17 protein-coding genes and 1 other annotated feature are annotated in these 18,393 nt (G+C 47.9%); of the genes, 14 read left to right on the top strand and 3 right to left on the bottom strand.

The annotated features are described in order from the left end of the window. Positions 1-64: 64 nt before the first annotated feature. Positions 65-331, top strand: a complete 267-nt coding sequence (locus V1499_RS16020; RefSeq protein ID WP_409270873.1) for a DUF1294 domain-containing protein — start codon at positions 65-67, stop codon at positions 329-331. Here the strand turns inward: V1499_RS16020 and V1499_RS16015 are convergent. After that, positions 325-723, bottom strand: coding sequence for a sigma-w pathway protein ysdB (locus tag V1499_RS16015; RefSeq protein WP_409270872.1), 399 nt, complete (start codon positions 721-723; stop codon positions 325-327). The genes V1499_RS16020 and V1499_RS16015 overlap by 7 nt on opposite strands. A 386-nt stretch (positions 724-1,109) precedes the next feature. Between V1499_RS16015 and V1499_RS16010 the strand changes: the two genes are divergently transcribed. Together V1499_RS16010 and V1499_RS16005 are read left to right on the top strand one after the other, a co-directional pair. Beyond that, positions 1,110-1,595 carry a dUTP diphosphatase gene (locus V1499_RS16010; RefSeq protein WP_409270871.1) on the top strand — a complete coding sequence of 162 codons (486 nt, stop codon included), beginning with the start codon at positions 1,110-1,112 and terminating at the stop codon, positions 1,593-1,595. A 74-nt stretch (positions 1,596-1,669) separates the two neighbouring features. Beyond that, positions 1,670-2,755 carry a M42 family metallopeptidase gene (locus V1499_RS16005; protein WP_409270870.1) on the top strand — a complete coding sequence of 362 codons (1,086 nt, stop codon included), beginning with the start codon at positions 1,670-1,672 and terminating at the stop codon, positions 2,753-2,755. Between the two features lie 41 nt (positions 2,756-2,796). On the opposite strand, the gene sspI is transcribed toward V1499_RS16005, so the two are convergent. Next, complete coding sequence (gene sspI, locus V1499_RS16000) at positions 2,797-3,009, bottom strand: small acid-soluble spore protein SspI (RefSeq protein ID WP_409270868.1); 213 nt, start codon at positions 3,007-3,009, stop codon at positions 2,797-2,799. 116 nt (positions 3,010-3,125) lie between these two features. Here sspI and V1499_RS15995 point away from each other — a divergent pair, with 116 nt between their 5' ends. The 3 genes from V1499_RS15995 to pheT all read left to right on the top strand — a co-directional run bounded on the left by V1499_RS15995 (position 3,126) and on the right by pheT (position 7,787). Further along, on the top strand, positions 3,126-3,893 hold the full coding sequence (locus tag V1499_RS15995; protein ID WP_409270867.1) for a TrmH family RNA methyltransferase: 768 nt from the start codon (positions 3,126-3,128) through the stop codon (positions 3,891-3,893). Positions 3,894-3,993: 100 nt separating this feature from the next. Continuing rightward, positions 3,994-4,233: a binding site (T-box leader), on the top strand. A gap of 73 nt (positions 4,234-4,306) precedes the next feature. Then, the gene (gene pheS, locus V1499_RS15990) at positions 4,307-5,344 is read left to right on the top strand and encodes a phenylalanine--tRNA ligase subunit alpha (RefSeq protein WP_409270866.1); all 1,038 of its coding nucleotides are present in this window, start codon (positions 4,307-4,309) and stop codon (positions 5,342-5,344) included. 31 nt (positions 5,345-5,375) lie between these two features. Continuing rightward, on the top strand, positions 5,376-7,787 hold the full coding sequence (pheT, locus tag V1499_RS15985; protein WP_409270865.1) for a phenylalanine--tRNA ligase subunit beta: 2,412 nt from the start codon (positions 5,376-5,378) through the stop codon (positions 7,785-7,787). Positions 7,788-7,870: 83 nt separating this feature from the next. Here the strand turns inward: pheT and rnhC are convergent, their stop codons facing one another. Continuing rightward, positions 7,871-8,830 carry a ribonuclease HIII gene (gene rnhC, locus V1499_RS15980; RefSeq protein ID WP_409270864.1) on the bottom strand — a complete coding sequence of 320 codons (960 nt, stop codon included), beginning with the start codon at positions 8,828-8,830 and terminating at the stop codon, positions 7,871-7,873. A gap of 189 nt (positions 8,831-9,019) precedes the next feature. Here rnhC and zapA point away from each other — a divergent pair, with 189 nt between their 5' ends. From zapA to V1499_RS15940, 8 genes are all read left to right on the top strand, one after another. Further along, positions 9,020-9,280, top strand: coding sequence for a cell division protein ZapA (gene zapA / locus V1499_RS15975; RefSeq protein WP_316570910.1), 261 nt, complete (start codon positions 9,020-9,022; stop codon positions 9,278-9,280). Positions 9,281-9,282: 2 nt separating this feature from the next. Continuing rightward, positions 9,283-9,825, top strand: a complete 543-nt coding sequence (locus V1499_RS15970) for a CvpA family protein (RefSeq protein ID WP_409270863.1) — start codon at positions 9,283-9,285, stop codon at positions 9,823-9,825. A gap of 372 nt (positions 9,826-10,197) precedes the next feature. After that, entirely contained in the window at positions 10,198-11,910 is a 1,713-nt protein-coding gene (gene polX / locus V1499_RS15965; protein WP_409270862.1) for a DNA polymerase/3'-5' exonuclease PolX, read from the top strand. A gap of 33 nt (positions 11,911-11,943) precedes the next feature. Then, positions 11,944-14,301: an endonuclease MutS2 gene (locus V1499_RS15960; protein WP_409270861.1), complete on the top strand. Its 2,358-nt coding sequence runs from the start codon at positions 11,944-11,946 to the stop codon at positions 14,299-14,301. Between the two features lie 20 nt (positions 14,302-14,321). Continuing rightward, the gene (locus tag V1499_RS15955) at positions 14,322-14,726 is read left to right on the top strand and encodes a DUF350 domain-containing protein (protein ID WP_409270860.1); all 405 of its coding nucleotides are present in this window, start codon (positions 14,322-14,324) and stop codon (positions 14,724-14,726) included. Between the two features lie 264 nt (positions 14,727-14,990). After that, positions 14,991-16,694 carry an AMP-binding protein gene (locus V1499_RS15950; protein WP_409270859.1) on the top strand — a complete coding sequence of 568 codons (1,704 nt, stop codon included), beginning with the start codon at positions 14,991-14,993 and terminating at the stop codon, positions 16,692-16,694. Between the two features lie 199 nt (positions 16,695-16,893). Beyond that, positions 16,894-17,508, top strand: a complete 615-nt coding sequence (locus V1499_RS15945) for a TetR/AcrR family transcriptional regulator (protein WP_409270858.1) — start codon at positions 16,894-16,896, stop codon at positions 17,506-17,508. Between the two features lie 12 nt (positions 17,509-17,520). Then, positions 17,521-18,294, top strand: coding sequence for an enoyl-CoA hydratase (locus V1499_RS15940; protein WP_409270857.1), 774 nt, complete (start codon positions 17,521-17,523; stop codon positions 18,292-18,294). The last annotated feature ends 99 nt before the right edge of the window (positions 18,295-18,393 follow it).

Here is an 18,393-nt window from a genome sequence, read left to right as displayed (position 1 = left end):
TTTCTGCTATATTATTTAGTTGTGGTGTTGGTAAATTTCAATTTACCTTCTTTTGGGGGAGGATATGGATTTGGTATTCGGATATCTCTTAATTATAAATATAATCGCCTTTCTCTTGATGGGAATAGATAAAAAAAGAGCCAGGCACGGTGAATTCAGGATTAGTGAGCGGACCCTTTGGCTTGCGGCGCTTGCCGGGGGTGCCGCGGGGGCAGCATTGGGTATGAATTATTTTAGGCATAAAACAAAGCACGCCGCTTTTAGATACGGCTTTCCTTTTTTGGCGCTTTTGGAAATCAGCCTAATTGTGTACCTAGAGTTTTTTCAATGAGAGCTGGACATGAGTTTGCGCAAATGATCCTTGACGGAGCCATTCCATTCAATTGAAGCATGAGGATACGATTTCGCCAATTCGCTTTTGATAAACAGGAAATCATCATGCGTCATGCCTTCAAGCTTATCCGCATCCTTTGGCCATAGGGAAATTGAGATAACTGCAAACGAATCGCCTGAAATTCCAAGGTATTTTTCGCCTTCAAATACAGCTCCTTTGTATGTAAGGAAAAAATTCTTTCTAGGATTTTCCTTATCGTCAAGGAGGAAAAAACGTTTCTGTTTTTTCGCGGATTCCAGCTTTCTCGTTTTACTGAAAATGATGTGTGCAATTCTTATAACAATAGAGGTTAACAAAACCAGTACTGTTACACGTAATACCATAATCAAATTCACGCCCTCCTGGCATTAGAAGCTTTTTGTTCCAATTTATATTTATCCGTAGCCCGTCTTCTAAGGTCTGGGGAAGCCTTTTTGGAAAACAAGGTGTGATGTCTTAGATGGTGCAGGAAACGTCCCTGGATTCACACGGATAAAGCACCCGCATGGCACTATTTTTGGTTTCGAAACCATTGTTGTATCCTATACATACGAAGCAAAAGGAAAAAGGTTCCCATTTCGGAGAGGATCGATTATTAACTAGCACGACCTTCGTGAATGGAAGTGCGAATTTTAAAAGTCCTTCAAGACCGTTTCGCCGGAAAAGATTTCTCAAAACGGTCTTGATTCTGAATAATTAACACTCTTGTTCACTTAAAACAACAGGGAGGATAGATATGAATCTCGAAAAATTATTTGATATGCAAAGAGCCCTTGATTCCTACATAGAGAAAAACAACGGGCTGGAAAACGAGGATTTGTTTGACAAGAAGGTCTTGGCCTTGCTCGTCGAAGTCGGGGAATTGGCCAATGAGACGCGCTGTTTCAAGTTCTGGAGCAAGAAGCCATCGTCACCCCGGGAAACCGTCCTGGAGGAATTTGTTGACGGCATCCATTTCATTCTATCGCTTGGAATCGAATCCGGATTCACTTCGGAAATTGAATTTACTGGCGAACCTAAACGGAATGTAACTGAACAATTCAACGATGTTTTCAGGGCGATTTCTTCTTTTCAAAAAAGCAGGTCGGAAAGCGATTATCGGACCCTGTTCCGTTCGTTTATGGGTCTTGCAAATCTTCTTGGCTTTGCAGCAACTAGAATTGAAGAAGCATACCGCGTGAAAAATGAAGTAAATTATGAAAGACAGCAAAACGGCTATTAGCAGAAAATTTTTACAAATATCCCGCCGTTTTGTATAATGAACTGGTCAAATACATAAAAAAGGGAGTCATAGGTATGGCACAACTGGATGAAACATTGCAAATGCTTAAAGCGCTCACGGATGCAAAAGGAATTCCGGGAAATGAGCGGGAAGTCCGCGAAGTCATGAAAGAGTATATTACTCCTTATGCCGACGAAGTTACAACCGATGGCCTCGGCAGCCTAATTGCAAAGAAAACCGGCAAGGAGGGCGGCCCGAAAATCATGGTCGCAGGCCACCTTGATGAAGTCGGATTCATGGTAACCCAGATTGATGAAAAGGGGTTCGTCCGCTTTCAGCCTGTTGGCGGCTGGTGGAACCAGGTTATGCTCGCTCAGCGCGTTACGATCGTTACACGTAAAGGCGATGTAACTGGGGTTATCGGATCGAAACCACCTCATATCTTGACAGCCGAACAACGGAAAAAGCCGGTCGAGATTAAGGATATGTTCATCGATATCGGTGCAACGAGCAGGGAAGAAGCTTCCGAGTGGGGGGTCCGCCCAGGTGACATGATTGTTCCTTACTTTGAGTTCACAGTCATGAAAAATGAGAAAATGCTGCTTGCAAAGGCATGGGACAACCGAATCGGGTGTGCGATTGCCATTGATGTCCTGAAGCAGCTTAAGGATGCGGACCATCCAAACGTCGTTTATGGCGTCGGCACGATCCAGGAGGAAGTCGGCCTGCGCGGCGCCAGGACAGCCGCTGCCAAAATCCAGCCTGATATCGGCTTTGGCGTCGACGTAGGGATTGCCGGCGATACTCCAGGGGTTACTGAAAAAGAAGCGCTTGGAAAAATGGGCAATGGTCCGCAAATCATTCTTTATGACGCGTCGATGGTCTCCCATAAAGGATTACGCGATTTCATCACCGATACAGCGGACGAACTAAATATTCCTTATCAATTTGATACAGTCCCAGGCGGCGGAACCGATGCAGGCGCCATCCATTTGTCACATAATGGCGTTCCATCTTTGGCGATCACAATTGCGACCCGCTACATCCATTCGCATGCGGCGATGCTGCACCGCGATGATTACGAAAATGCAGTTAAGCTTATTGTCGAGGTCATTAAACGCCTCGACAAGGAAACAGTCGAAAAAATTAAATTGGGCTAAAAGCAAAGCTCCCCTGACAACTGTCACGGGGAGCTTGTTTTTTAAGATTTTTTCAGTCCGCCTTCAAGAGCCTGCAGCATTTCTTTTTTCTCGTTTTCCGAAGAATTGTTCCAGATGATTTCAAATAAAACGCCAAGCCCCGGAAGCATTTTTTCCTCGCCATTCTGGATGGCGTCGACAATTGTGTCCTCAAGTTCCTGCTGGGTATTGTCGGCAATGTTATGGATAACAGCCGCGCGCAAATTAAGGTCCATTGTTTATCCTCCTTTTCAATTTTCATTCATCCCTATCTTTTTCTATTTCAGGTTTTAATATGTACAAGCGTTAAGCTATAATAGGAAAATGAGTGATAAAGAAAGGGGGGGCAGCTGTGAAACATAGCCAATCCGCCCAAAACCCTCAGGTGAAGCAATGGAAGAAGCTGTCCATGAAGAAAGAGCGGGACCGGTCCGGACTGTTTTTGGCTGAAGGGTTCCACCTTGTTGAAGAAGCAATCAAAAGCCCGGGCACAATTGCTGAGTTGATTATCTCCGAGGGAACCGACATCCCTCCCCGGATTGATTATAAGGATATTCCCGTAACTGTCGTGACGAAGGATATTTTTAAAAGCCTATCAGAAACAGAAACACCTCAAGGGATTATGGCGGTATGCAGGCAACAGTCCAGCCGAGATGAAATCGAAACCGCGGAAACGTTCCTTTTGCTCGATGCCGTCCAGGACCCAGGCAATCTCGGGACAATGATCAGGACCGCGGACGCCGCGGGAATTGATGTTGTCATTGCAGGAACAGGCTGTGTTGATATTTACAATCCAAAGGTGCTCCGTTCGGCCCAGGGAAGCCATTTTCACCTGCCAGTCCTGACCGGAAGGCTTGAGGAATGGATACCGAAGCTGATTGAAAAAGGCATCGCCGTATATGGCACCGCGCTTGAAGGGGCAAGGAATTATACCGAAGCCATGCCAGCGGAAAGGTTCGCGCTCCTTGTCGGAAATGAAGGGAATGGCGTTTCTAAAGATTTTTTGGAAAAAACGACCGAAAACCTGTATGTCCCGATTTACGGAAAAAGCGAGTCGCTGAACGTCGCCGTCGCGGCCGGTGTGCTGTTATATTATTTGCGGTTGCATAAGGACCAATAAAAGAAGGGTAACCAGCAAAGTTTTGGCAGCATAGATTATTCAACCGAAACAGTTTGAAACAAAAGCGGAAATAAGATATAATAGCAACTAAATTTATACAAGAAAAACAATGACGGAGAAAAGTACCTTGACTGTAGCCTTTTAGGGAAAAAGTGCCCTGGACTGAAAGCACTTTTAGGCAAAAGCAAGCGAAGTTCACCTCCCGAGTTGGCACCGGGACCATCCGGAATGGATGTAAAGGTGCGCCGGCAGAAGCCGTTATCTCAATGAAGCGAACACGAATGTTCTATACATACGTGTTTACAAGGGTGGTACCGCGAACACAAGCCTCGTCCCTTATTTGGGATGGGGCTTTTTTTGTTTTCCAAAAAAGCACCGTACTTAGCCCGATTGATAAAAGGAGGAATATATCCATGCAGGAAAGATTGACGGAATTGCAAAATGAAGCCATTGAAAAAGTGGCCCAGGCGTCAAGCCTGAAGGAATTGAACGATGTCCGTGTCGCCTATCTCGGCAAAAAAGGGCCAATCACAGAGGTGTTGCGCGGAATGGGCAAGCTGTCCGCGGAAGAACGCCCGAAAATGGGGGCGCTTGTCAACGAGGTGCGTGAAGCGATTGAAGCGGAAATTTCGGCTAAGCAGCAGCAGCTTGAAGAAGTGGCGGTCAATGAGCGTTTGGCTTCGGAAACAATTGATGTGACTTTGCCCGGCAGGCCGGCCAGAACCGGAAGCCATCATCCATTAACGAAAATTATCGAAGAAATTGAAGACCTGTTCATCGGCATGGGCTACCAGATCGCCGAAGGGCCGGAGGTTGAAAAGGATTATTACAACTTTGAAGCCCTTAACCTGCCAAAAGGCCACCCAGCGCGTGATATGCAGGATTCCTTCTATATTACTGAAGAAACACTGCTTCGAACCCATACTTCACCTGTCCAGGCAAGGACGATGGAAAAACAGGGCGGCAAAGGTCCAATCCGGATTATTTGCCCTGGGAAAGTATACAGGCGCGACAATGACGATGCGACCCATTCACACCAATTCATGCAAATTGAGGGCCTTGTTGTCGGTGAAAATATCCGGATGAGCGATTTGAAAGGGACGCTTGCCGAGTTTGCGAAAAAAATGTTCGGCGAGGACCGCGAAATCAGGCTTCGTCCAAGCTTCTTCCCGTTCACCGAACCATCTGTTGAAATGGACATTTCCTGCAAAATTTGCGGCGGCCATGGCTGCAGCGTCTGCAAGGGAACCGGGTGGATTGAAATCCTCGGCGCCGGTATGGTTCATCCGAACGTCCTTGAAATGGCCGGATATGACTCGAAAAAATATACAGGGTTTGCTTTCGGCATGGGGCCTGAGCGAATCGCGATGCTGAAGTACGGAATTGACGATATCCGCCATTTCTATACGAACGATATCCGGTTCCTGAAACAGTTTTCGAGGCAGGAATAGACTCAATTTTTAAAAAAGGGAGGCTTTAAACATGTTTGTTTCATATAAATGGCTCCAGGATTATGTTGATTTATCCGGCATAACGAGTGAAGAGCTTGCGGAAAAAATTACGAAGAGCGGAATAGAGGTTGAGGGTGTCGAAACTCTTAACGAAGGCATCACAGGGATTGTAATCGGGCATGTCCTTGAGCGCGAACAGCATCCTAATGCGGATAAGTTAAGCAAATGCCTTGTTGATATCGGTGAGGAATCCCCGGTTCAAATCATTTGCGGCGCGCCGAACGTTGCGAAAGGGCAGAAGGTAGCCGTCGCAAAAACGGGCGCGGTACTGCCAGGAAATTTCAAAATTAAAAGGGCAAAACTCCGTGGCGAAGAGTCGAACGGAATGATTTGCTCGCTGCAGGAACTTGGCATGGAAGGCAAGATTGTTCCAAAGGAATACGCGGAAGGTATCTTCGTTTTCCCGGAAAGCGTAACGCCTGGAGAAGATGCCATCGCTTCGCTTAACCGGGATGATAAGGTTCTTGAACTCGGACTTACACCGAACAGGGCCGACTGCTTGAGCATGCTTGGGGTTGCCTATGAAGTCGGCGCGATTTTGGAAAGGGAAGTAAAGTTCCCTGAAATCAAGCTGGACGAAGCCGGCGAAAAAGCTTCCGATTATATAAAAGTAACCGTCGAAGCGAAAGAAGACAATCCATTGTACGCGGCGAAAGTAATCAAGAATGTCAAAATCGGCCCGTCACCGCTTTGGATGCAGACGCGCCTCATGGCGGCAGGGATTCGCCCGCACAACAATGTTGTCGATATAACAAACTATATTTTGCTTGAATACGGCCAGCCGCTCCATGCATTCGACTATGATAAGCTGGGCTCGAAGGAAATCCTCGTCCGCCGCGCTCATGAGGGAGAAACGATTGTAACGCTGGACGATTCAAAGAGGACGCTCACTTCCGACCATCTTGTTATCACGAATGGGACAGAGCCGGTCGCGCTTGCAGGCGTGATGGGCGGAGCGAATTCGGAAGTGAGTCCATCTACAACGACTGTCCTGCTTGAGTCGGCCTATTTTACAGGAAGCACAATCAGGAAGGCGTCGAAGGACCACGGGCTTCGCAGTGAAGCAAGTGCCAGGTTTGAAAAGGGAGTGGATCCAAACAGGGTGCGTGAAGCGGGTGAAAGGGCCGCGGCACTCATGGCCGAGTACGCTGGCGGCGAGGTACTCGAGGGCACTGTCGTAGCGGATGCACTTAAAGTAGAACCGGCGGTCGTTTCAATTACGATGGAAAAACTGAACTCCGTCCTTGGAATGCAGCTTTCAATCGATGAAGTGACAGACATCTTCGCAAGGCTGAAGTTTGACGTGTCAGTTGAAGATGAAACCGTCACGGTCATCGTGCCGACACGCCGCGGCGATATTACGATCGAAGAGGACTTGATTGAGGAAGCAGCCCGCCTCTACGGCTACGACAACATACCGAAAACCCTTCCCGCGGGCGAGCAATCTGCCGGGAAACTGACTCCTTACCAGGCGAAACGCCGTGTGGTCCGCCGCTATCTTGAGGGCGCTGGGCTATATCAAGCTGTAACCTATTCTTTAACAAGTGAAGAAAAGGTTGCCCAATACGCGCTTGAAAAAACAGAGGCGATCAAGCTGGCGATGCCGATGAGTGAAGAGCGCAGCCTGTTGCGCCTAAGCATCGTGCCACAGCTGCTTGAAGTATTGAAATACAATGGCGCGCGCCAAGCGGATAGCCTCGCCGTTTATGAAACAGGTGCCGTGTTCCTTTCGAAAGGCGGCGAACTTCCGGTCGAAGAAGAACACTTGGCGGCCGCTGTAACAGGTCTATGGGTTTCAAACCCATGGCAGGGCGAAAAGAAGCCTGTTGATTTCTATGTCCTAAAAGGAATCCTTGAAGGGCTTTCCGAAAAGCTTGGCCTTGATGGCCGGGTTGAGTTTGCGCAGGCGCAGCTTGACGGCATGCACCCTGGAAGGACTGCCGACATTTTGCTCGATGGAAAACGGATCGGCTTCATCGGCCAAATCCATCCTACCATGCAAAAAGAGCTTGATTTGAAGGATACGTATGTATTCGAATTGAAACTAGGCGAATTGCTGGAAGCTGGAACGGAGCCGCTGCATTACGAGCCGATTCCAAGGTTCCCGTCCATCACAAGGGACATCGCGCTTGTCGCGGATAAAGAAACGCCGGCAGGAAAACTGCGCAGCATCATCCTTGAGGCGGGCAAGCCGCTCTTGAAGGAAGCATCCGTGTTCGACCTGTACGAAGGAGCGAATATGGAAGCCGGCAAGAAATCGATTGCCTTCTCTTTGAAGTACGCGAACCCAGAACGGACGCTTACAGATGAAGAGGTAACAAAGGTGCATGACAAGGTGCTTGAAGCTCTAAAGGAGCAGGCTGGCGCCGTCCTGAGGGGATAATTTTAAAAAGTAAATGATAAATATTTGAACAAAAAGAGCCGTTACCCGCTTGGGTCCGGCTCTTTCTTTATACCTGGCATTAATTAAAAGCTGCCCCTTCTCTTTGCAACCAGTGCCATGGCTTTTTGTGTATTTGCAAAATGCAGTTTGACGAAATGGGGCAGGGTGGATTGCCCTTTGGCCAAAATGAGTTTTGCGGCCGCTTCGTCCACTTTTGCTCCAGCTCCCTTTGGAATGGTGAACCCAGCCTCTTCGCCGAGCTTTTCAAAGTGCCGTATGAACGCATACCTCGCAAGAATCGACGCCGCTGCTACAGAAAGATGAAGCCCCTCCGCTTTTGTGCTGAAAAAGACATTTTCCCTGACAACCTTTTTCTGACCTCTTAGGTGAGCGTAGTAAATTTCAGGCTGGGCAAATTGGTCGACGAGGATTGCTTCCGGTTTTTCGGGAGCAATTTTCCCAAGAAGATGGATCAGTGCCTGATTATGTAGGATAGCTTTCATTTTCCCCTGGGTCATTCCCGATTGCTGCAGCTCGTTGTACTTTTCGTTGTGGAGGGTGAGCAGGCTGAACGGAATGACGTTCTTTATGTCCTTTGCGATGGAAATGATCTTCTCATCGTTCAAATCTTTGGAATCCCGGACCCCAAGCTCCTTCAGAAGGGGAAGGTCCTGTTGCCTCGCATAGGCCGCTACCACGGTAATGGGGCCGAAGAAGTCGCCTGTTCCCACTTCATCCGAACCGATGACAGACAAATGGCCGAAATTGGGAGGCAAATGCGAACCGGGTGCCGGCTTCGTTGCAATGGGTTTTTTACCCACTGCCGACTCAGAAGGCTGGAGTCCATTCCATCGGGCCGCTTCACTCTCAGCAGCGGCTCCCTGGAAAAGGACCTTGCCGGATTTGTAGGCTGTGATTGTACAGGACGGCGTTTTTGCCGAAAACACGCTGCCGGTGGGGAGTTTATCCAGTAAAAATTGCGAATAATGTTCTTTCAATTTTGCTATGTCAGCCTGTGTGGCGATAATTACAGCGTGGCCCAAAAACAAGCACCCCTTTTTGAAGATTCCTTTATCAGCTTATTTTACCATACTTTCGCGGGCGTTAATGGGAGGCAATTATCGACATTCCCCGCAGTCATGCCTTCAAGCGGGAAGCTTCTATTTCGCTTTTCCAGTAAAGCTTGTTCATGGTATGATAGGGAGTAGGATTCTTTGAATGGAGGCAAATACGTGTCGAATATGAATAAAAACCGGACAACGGTCGATATATATGGGCAGCAATATGTCATAATTGGACCGGAAAGCTCGAGCCATGTCAGGCTTGTCGCATCGCTCGTGGACGATAAAATGCGGGAAATCGGTTCCAAGAATCCTTCTCTCGACGTGAACAAACTGGCTGTCCTTACCGCAGTAAATGCCGTTAATGATTTTATCAAGCTGAAAGACCAGCTTGAACGGCTGAAATCAGAACTGGAAAGGGAACACGAATAGAAATGCTTGATTTAGTACTTATTATTATTTTTATTTTTGGGTTTTTTATTGGCCTTAAACGGGGTTTTATCCTGCAGCTGTTTCACCTTGCGGGTTTTGTGGGCGCCTACATCGTCGCTTATTTGTACTACGACAGCCTTGCCCCGAAACTGAAGCTGTGGATTCCCTATCCGACACTCGGCGATTCTTCGCCTCTTTCACTTTTCGCCTCTTCCATCGGTATGGAAGAAGCCTATTATCGGGCGTTTGCCTTTATCGCCATCTTCATTGCGGTAAAGGTGCTTGTACAAATCATTGGCTCAATGTTAGACTTCATCGCTCATCTTCCAATCCTGAGGACGCTGAATGTTTGGGCGGGAGGATTGCTTGGGGTTGCGGAAGTGTATTTAATTGTCCTGTTGCTCCTGTATATTGCTGCGCTGGTTCCAATGGATGCGATCCAGAAACCTCTAGAGGAATCCGCCATTGCGGAAGCGATTATTAAGAATACGCCTATCATTTCGCAGCAATTGAAGGAATTATGGATAGAATATGTAGCTGCTTGAACTTCTCTGACAGCAGGGGAGTTCTTTATTCTTTAAAAAGAAAGCGAAGAAATTCATAAAATTTGTCTAGCTCTAGCGCCCAGCGCCTAGTGTACTTCGGTCCCCTCGCTACGATAAGTCAACATCGATTCGCTTACGCTCATCGTGTTTCCTTTATCCCACCGTTAAGGGACAGTAAGCCCTAAAGGGCAACTGTCCCTAAAGGTCCGATTCGTTCAACTAACCATCAGCGGAAAAACTCCGCTGATGGAAGTTTCACTTTATCTCCATCGGGGCCCTCCAGTCCATACGGCGCTGAACGGGCGCTTCCGCTTTTCTTGGGAACTTTAGCCTGGCATTTTCGTACAACTGATAAGGCAGGTGCTGATTGGAATGGAAAAAAATAAAAAAGACGTCATTGCGCTTCTTGAAACAATCGCGATTTACCTTGAGCTGAAGGGAGAAAACCCGTTCAAGGTTTCGGCATTCCGGAAAGCTGCTTTTGCCCTTGAAACGGATAACAGGAGCCTTTCGGGCATTACGGACTTTACCGCGATTTCCGGCATTGGGAAGGGAACGGCCGCCGTCATTGAGGAATACATTCAGGAGGGCACTTCCTCTGTTTTAAAAGAATTGCAGGAAGAGGTTCCCGCGGGGCTTGTTCCTCTGTTGAAGCTGCCTGGGCTCGGAGGCAAAAAGCTGGCCAAGCTGCATGAAATGCTTGGGATTGAAGATATCGCCGATTTAGAGGAAGCGTGCCGGATGCATAAAATATCCGAACTCCCTGGCTTCGGGAAAAAATCGGAAGAAAAGATTCTCGCCGCGATTGAAAAGGCCGGTGAACGCCCGGAAAGGCTTCCGCTCGCCTATATGCTTCCTATTGCGGCAAAAATCGAGTCGCAATTGGCCGAAATGGACGGTATTGAGAAATATTCGAAAGCTGGCAGCATCAGACGCTGGTCGGAAACGGTCAAGGACCTTGATTTCATTATCGCGACAAGCAGCCCTGAATCGGTCAGGGAACAAATCCTCTCGCTTCCCGATATAAAGGAAGTCATTGGTGCTGGAGATACAAAAGTATCGGTTACATTCGGCTTCGATTATGATATTTCCGCGGATTTCCGCATGGTCGGAAGCGAAGAGTTCGCAACCGCGCTCCACCACTTTACTGGTTCAAAAGATCACAATGTACGGATGAGGCAGCTGGCAAAGGAGCGCGGGGAAAAAATCAGCGAGTATGGGGTCGAAACGGAGGACGGGATCAAAACCTTTGCCTCGGAAAATGACTTTTACGCTCATTTCGGGCTTCCTTTCATCCCTCCGGAAATAAGGGAAGACGGGCGTGAGGTTGAAATCTATTCACCAGATATCGGACTTGTGGACATACTAGACATAAAATCGGACCTCCATATGCACTCGACTTGGAGCGATGGCGCACATACGATTGAGGAAATGGCGGAAGCCTGCAGGGCAATGGGTTATTCACATATGGCCATTACGGACCATTCCCAGTTTTTGAGGGTGGCTAATGGCCTGACTCCGGAACGCGTCCGTGAACAAATCGAGGAAATTAAACGCCTAAATGAAAAATATACCGATTTTAAAATCCTGACGGGGATCGAGATGGATATTCTTCCGGATGGGACGCTTGACTATGATGATGACTTGTTGAAAGAGCTTGATATTGTCATTGCGTCGATCCATTCAGCGTTTTCACAGCCACGGGAAAAAATCATGATGAGGCTGAAAACTGCTCTTGAAAATCCGAATGTCGATATCATCGCCCACCCAACCGGCAGGCTGATCGGCCGCAGGGACGGTTATGATGTGGATATCGACTTGCTGATTAACCTTGCAAAAGAAACAAATACCGCGCTGGAATTGAATGCGAATCCGCATCGGCTCGACTTATCCTACGTCCATTTGAAAAAGGCGGAGGAGGCAGGGGTAAAAATCGCCATCAATACCGATGCGCACAAAACCGCGATGTTGAGCCATATGGGCGTCGGCGTCGCGGCGGCCAGGAAAGGCTGGATCAAAAGCAGCTCTGTACTGAATACTTATAAATTGGACGATCTGCTCCAATTTTTGCACCACAGAAGCTGACAACACACTTAGGCAAAAAGGAGAGGTTTCTCCATGCAGGAAAGAACATTGAAAGTCCTTGAGTTTTTCAAAGTCAGGGAGCAGCTGATGGGCCATGCGTCTTCACCGCTTGGCAGAGATAAAATCTCCAGGCTTGTCCCGTCATCGGATTTTGAAGAAGTTCAAAGGCTCCAGGAGGAAACAGATGAGGCTGCCACGGCACTCCGCCTGAAAGGCAATGTGCCGCTATCTGGCATCCATGATATACGCGCCCATATTAAAAGGGCGGAAATTGGCGGGACGCTAAGCCCGGCAGAACTCGTCCAAATCGCAAGCACGATTTCGGCGAGCCGGCAAATTAAACGGTTTATTGAAAACCTCCATGAAGACAACACCAATGTCCCGTATTTGCTGGACTACACAAGCAGAATCATTCCGCTCACGGAACTTGAACAGGCAATCAAAATCGCGATAGATGAAGGCGGGGAAGTACTCGATACTGCGAGTGACACATTAAGGGCGCTTCGCCAGCAGCTCAGATCGAATGAATCCAGGGTCCGTGAAAAACTCGAAAGCATGATTCGTTCATCGAATGCTCAGAAAATGCTGTCGGACGCCATCATCACCATCCGGAACGACAGATTCGTCATCCCAGTTAAACAGGAATACAGGGGACATTACGGCGGAATCATCCATGACCAAAGCTCCTCCGGCCAAACTCTATTCATAGAACCACAATCGATTGTCCAGCTAAACAACCAGGTTCAGGAAATCCGGGTAAAAGAGCAGCTTGAAATTGAGCGGATCCTTTCGGAACTGTCCGCAAAGGCCGCGGAATACAGCGCAGAATTAAAGGTCATTTCAGATGTGCTTGGCGAACTGGATTTCATTTTTGCCAAAGCCCGCTATGGCCGGACGATTAAAGGGTCGAAGCCAACAATGAACAATGAGGGCAGGATTGCGCTGTACAAAGCACGCCATCCTTTGATTCCGATGGATGAAGTCGTTCCGAATGATATTATGCTTGGCAAAGAGTTTACGACCATTGTCATTACAGGGCCTAACACAGGCGGTAAGACGGTAACGCTGAAAACAGTTGGACTTTGCACACTGATGGCGCAGTCTGGCCTTCAAATACCTGCGCTGGACGGATCGGATCTTGCCGTTTTCAACGCGGTTTATGCGGACATTGGCGATGAGCAATCGATCGAGCAGAGCTTGAGTACATTCTCTTCCCATATGGTCAATATTGTTGATATCCTCAACAAAGCTGACTACAACAGCTTCGTCTTATTCGATGAACTTGGCGCTGGAACCGACCCGCAGGAAGGGGCCGCGCTCGCGATTTCGATTTTGGATGAAGTCTACAAGCGGGGGGCAAGGGTGATTGCCACTACCCACTACCCGGAATTGAAAGCTTACGGATATAACCGGGAAGGCGTCATGAATGCAAGCGTCGAATTTGACATCGAGACGCTAAGCCCGACATACAGGCTGCTGCTCGGCGTTCCGGGGCGGAGCAACGCTTTCGAGATTTCCCGCCGACTTGGTTTGGATGAGCGGGTAATTGAAAATGCGAAAGCCCAGGTTAGCGAAGACAGCTCGCAAATCGATACGATGATTTCTAAGCTTGAATCAAGCAGGCGGGACGCCGAAAACGAGCTTGCGGAAGCCCATGATTTGCTCAAACAGGCTGAGAAGCTCCATGCAGATTTGCAGAAACAGGTTATCGAGTTCTATGAACAGCGGGATGCCATGATGGAAAAAGCCGCAGAAAAAGCCGGCAAGCTTGTTGAAAAAGCCACCGAAGAAGCGGAGGAAATTATTGGCGACCTCAGAAGGATGAGGCTTGAGAAGAACGCGGAGATCAAGGAGCATGAATTGATTGAAGCAAGGCAGCGGCTCGCCGGGGCTGCCCCAAAGGTCAAAAAGACAGAAAAGCCCGGGGCCAAAAAAGCCGTCCGGCATTCCTTCTCACCTGGTGACGAGGTCAAAGTCATCACCTTTGACCAAAAGGGAACCCTTCTCGAAAAAACATCCGATAATGAATGGAATGTACAAATCGGTATTTTAAAAATGAAGGTTGCCGAAAAGGACCTTGAGTACATCAATACGCCAAAACAAAAGGAAGTTAAGCCGATGGCTATCGTCAGAGGCAGAGACGCCCATGTCCCGCTTGAGTTGGATTTGCGCGGCGAGCGATATGAAGATGCGCTTTTCAAAGTCGAAAAATACATTGATGACGCGCTACTCGCAGGGTATCCGCGGGTGTCCATCATCCACGGGAAAGGTACCGGTGCTTTGAGGCAGGGAGTGCAGGAATATTTGCGGAACCACCGGTCGGTCAAGAAAATACGGTTTGGAGATGCGGGAGAAGGCGGGACCGGAGTTACAATCGCCGAGTTTAAATAACGGTTGGGGAGCTAAGTGGTATGGAAAGCTTTTGGCAAAATGAATTTATCCTGATTGCAGCCTACTATAGCCTTGTCATTCTTTGCCTTGTCCTCTTTTTGGCTGCGTTTGAGCTCGTTACGAAGTATAAGAATTGGGAGGAAATCAAAAACGGAAATATGGCCGTAGCAATGGCAACCGGTGGTAAAATATTCGGCATTGCAAACATTTTTAGGCACGCGATTGAGGAACATACTTCGGTCCTTGCGATGATTGGCTGGGGCGTATATGGTTTCGCCCTCCTGCTTATCGGCTATTTCATTTTTGAATTCCTTACCCCGAAATTCAATGTCGATGAAGAAATTGAAAAAGACAATCGTGCCGTCGGGTTTATATCAATGGTGATTTCAATCGGATTATCGTATATAGTCGGAGCTGGAATCTAAATGGAGGAAACAAAGTGGAAACACTTGCGAAAGTATTACTGGGCCTTTGCGGCTTGTTTGTTCTCATAGGCATCATTTATATGGCGTTTATCGCCTGACAAAGGGACCGCTGGCATTCGCAGCGGTCCTATTTTTTATGAAGCCCAATTAGTAACGCATTTATTTTATGAAAGAAGTTATCTGGTTTGTGGATTTATCTCGAATGGATTATAATGGAATGAATAGATAGAATTTTCAAAAATTTCTTTCGCAAGGAGGTTACCTATGAATGAGATAAAGCCTTGGCTCAAGCATTATCCGGAAGAAATCCCCGCAACCATCGAGTACCCTGCAGAATCTCTGCAGAGCTTCCTAGTCAAATCCGCCGAAGAATTCCCCGAAAAAGCGGCCATCCACTTTATGGGGAAAGAGCTTACGTTCCAGGAAGTAAGGGAAAGCGCCGAAAAGTTGGCTGCCTATTTGCAAGATCTCGGAATCAAAAAAGGCGATAGGGTTGCTGTCATGCTCCCGAACACTCCCCAGGCAGTCATCGGGTTCTATGGAATCTTGCTAGCGGGCGGGGTGGTTGTCCCAACAAACCCTCTTTACATGGAGCGCGAACTGGAATACCAAATGAAGGATTCCGGGGCACTTGCAATCATTACCCTCGATATATTGTATCCGCGTGTTTCAAAAATTGCCCATAACACTGATTTGAAACACATTATTATAACTGCTATCAAAGACTTTCTCCCATTCCCGAAAAACCTTGTGTACCCTTTCATCCAGAAAAAACAATACGGGATAGTTGTTAAGGTAAAGCATGAGGGAAGCAACCATTTGCTGACAGAGATACTGAATAGGCCGGCAGGTCCAATTCAAGAATATCCACTTAATTTCGAGGACGACCTTGCACTCCTCCAATACACCGGGGGTACGACTGGTTTTCCGAAAGGAGTCATGATTACCCATAAAAATCTTGCCGCTAATGTGTTGATGTGTAACAAATGGGTGTACAAATGCCGGCGCGGCGAAGAACGGGTCCTAGGCATTCTTCCATTTTTCCATGTATATGGAATGATGGCAGTGATGGTCCTTTCAATCATGCAGGGGTATAAAATGATCCTGCTGCCTAAATTCGATCCGGAAACAACCCTGAAGACGATTCAAAAACAGAAGCCAACCTTATTTCCCGGAGCGCCGACCATTTATATCGGCCTTCTGAACCATCCTGACTTGAATAAATATGATATGTCATCCATTGATTCGTGCCTCAGCGGCTCCGCTCCGCTCCCGGTCGAAGTGCAGCAGGAATTCGAGGAAGTGACCGGGGGAAAACTAGTTGAAGGATATGGCCTTACGGAATCATCGCCGGTTACCCATTCAAATTTCCTCTGGGATCGGCCGAGGATAAAGGGAAGTATCGGGGTTCCATGGCCTGATACGGATGCGGCAATTCTTTCGCTTGAAAATGGCGAACGCTTGCCGCCCGGAGATATAGGCGAAATAGCCGTTAAAGGCCCCCAGGTAATGAAAGGATATTGGAACCGGCCGGAGGATACGGCGATGACACTAAGGGACGGCTGGCTCTTGACGGGCGATTTGGGTTACATGGATGAGGAAGGCTACTTCTATGTAGTCGACAGGAAAAAGGATATGATCATCGCGGGTGGTTTTAATATATATCCTAGGGAAATTGAAGAGGTCCTTTATGAGCATCCCGCCATCCAGGAAATGGTCGCCGCGGGAGTGCCCGACCCGTACAGGGGTGAAACCGTCAAGGCGTATGTCGTCCTTAAGGAAGGGGCCCATGTGACCGAGGAGGAACTGGACGAATTTGCCCGGAAGCACCTTGCTTCCTACAAGGTTCCAAGGATTTATGAGTTCAGGAAGGAGCTTCCGAAGACCGCTGTTGGAAAAATACTCAGGCGTGTACTCATAGATGAAGAACGGAAAAAGCTCCAGGATGAAGAGCAAAAGCATGCATAGAAGGGGAGCCTGGATAGGCTTCTCTTTTTTTGTAGTGGAATTTCCCTTTTGCGGGTCTTCATTATATGATAGAGGTGACTGCGTCTAATTGCGGAGCTTACCGCCCGCTTGACAGGGAAAGCGGGGCAGTTTTATTATTGAATTATGAATGATTGTTCATTCATTTCGTGTGTTGCTTTCATCGAGGGAGGGTATAGAGGTGAAGAAAAACAGGCCAAAATACATGCAAATCATAGATGCCGCCGTATCAGTCATCGCCGAAAACGGCTACCACCAGGCACAGGTTTCGCGTATTGCCAAGCAGGCGGGAGTGGCGGACGGAACGATTTACCTGTATTTTAAAAATAAGGACGATATCCTCATTTCTTTATTCGAAGAAAAGATGGGGTCCTTTATTGAGAAAATCGAGCCTGTTATTGCAGGAAAAGTGTCGGCGGCAGAGAAGTTATTACTGTTGATCGATTCCCATTTCCGGATGCTTTCCGGGGACAGGAGCCTGGCGATTGTCACACAGCTGGAGCTGAGGCAGTCGAACAAGGAATTGCGGCACAGAATCAATGAGGTTCTTAAAGGGTACCTGAAGCTCATTGATGAAATCCTCCTTGAGGGCAAACAAAATGGGGAATTTTCTTCGTCGCTGGATATCCGCCTCGCGAGGCAGATGATTTTCGGTACGATTGATGAAACGGTCACCACATGGATTATGAATGAGCAAAAGTACGATTTGCAATCATTGAGTGCTCCTGTCCATGAACTGTTGCTGAATGGATGCGGAGCGGGCACATCCGGGCCTTCAGAAAGACAAGTTGAATGAGGGGGGATTTGGTTGGAATTTTTAAAATGGTCAAATGAGGGCGGCATTGCGGAAATTGTGATTCAGCGGCCGCCGGCAAACGCACTATCGTCACAAGTTTTGAAGGAGCTTTCATCCATCCTGGACGAAATAGAAACGGATAGGGAAATTAAAGTGCTCCTGCTTCGCGGCGAAGGAAGGTTTTTTTCCGCAGGAGCGGACATTAAAGAATTTACGACCATAACGTCCGCGGAGGAATTTTCGGGTCTTGCGCGTCTCGGTCAAGACTTGTTTGACAGGATGGAAAAATTTCCAAAGCCGATTATCGCTGCAATACATGGTGCCGCGCTCGGTGGAGGGCTTGAGCTGGCAATGGCCTGCCATTTCCGCCTTGTTACTGAAACAGCCAAGCTGGGGCTTCCCGAACTTCAACTGGGGCTTATTCCCGGTTTTGCCGGTTCCCAAAGGCTCCCGAAATTTGTGGGTACGGCGAGGGCTGCTGAAATGCTGTTCACCTCCGAGCCGATTACAGGGTTGGAGGCAGTTCAGTATGGACTGGCAAACCACGCCTATCAGGAAGAAGAGCTTATGGACCATGCCTTTGCAATGGCCAAAAAGATTGCCAAAAAAAGCACTGGCTCGTTAAAAGCAGCCATTGAGCTATTGAACTTTTCAAAGACCGAAGAATTTTATAAAGGCGTTGACAGGGAAGCGGAGCTATTTGGCCAGGTTTTCATGTCGGAGGATGGCCAGGAAGGTATCCGGGCGTTCATCGAAAAACGCGAACCGGAATTCAAAGGGGAATAAAACCCCAAAAATCGGGATTTTCACCCGGTTTTATACTGGTCCTTTTTGAAAGCGTTTTACTTTTGGAATTATCCAATCTATTAAACTTGTTTTTTGTTG

Origin of the sequence: Neobacillus oceani, assembly GCF_046237595.1 — a bacterium.
Taxonomy (GTDB): domain Bacteria; phylum Bacillota; class Bacilli; order Bacillales; family Cytobacillaceae; genus Bacillus_D; species Bacillus_D oceani.
The sequence above is the reverse complement of the archived record's forward strand: the minus strand, read 5'-3'. Positions and strand labels throughout refer to the sequence as shown.

Bases quoted from the DNA above. Each gene is read 5' to 3' on its own strand.
- V1499_RS16020 (WP_409270873.1), top strand. From the start codon at position 65: ATGGATTTGGTATTCGGATATCTCTTAATTATAAATATAATCGCCTTT.
- V1499_RS16010 (WP_409270871.1), top strand. From the start codon at position 1,110: ATGAATCTCGAAAAATTATTTGATATGCAAAGAGCCCTTGATTCCTAC.
- V1499_RS16005 (WP_409270870.1), top strand. From the start codon at position 1,670: ATGGCACAACTGGATGAAACATTGCAAATGCTTAAAGCGCTCACGGAT.
- sspI (WP_409270868.1), bottom strand. From the start codon at position 3,009: ATGGACCTTAATTTGCGCGCGGCTGTTATCCATAACATTGCCGACAAT.
- pheS (WP_409270866.1), top strand. From the start codon at position 4,307: ATGCAGGAAAGATTGACGGAATTGCAAAATGAAGCCATTGAAAAAGTG.
- pheT (WP_409270865.1), top strand. From the start codon at position 5,376: ATGTTTGTTTCATATAAATGGCTCCAGGATTATGTTGATTTATCCGGC.
- V1499_RS15970 (WP_409270863.1), top strand. From the start codon at position 9,283: ATGCTTGATTTAGTACTTATTATTATTTTTATTTTTGGGTTTTTTATT.
- polX (WP_409270862.1), top strand. From the start codon at position 10,198: ATGGAAAAAAATAAAAAAGACGTCATTGCGCTTCTTGAAACAATCGCG.
- V1499_RS15960 (WP_409270861.1), top strand. From the start codon at position 11,944: ATGCAGGAAAGAACATTGAAAGTCCTTGAGTTTTTCAAAGTCAGGGAG.
- V1499_RS15955 (WP_409270860.1), top strand. From the start codon at position 14,322: ATGGAAAGCTTTTGGCAAAATGAATTTATCCTGATTGCAGCCTACTAT.
- V1499_RS15950 (WP_409270859.1), top strand. From the start codon at position 14,991: ATGAATGAGATAAAGCCTTGGCTCAAGCATTATCCGGAAGAAATCCCC.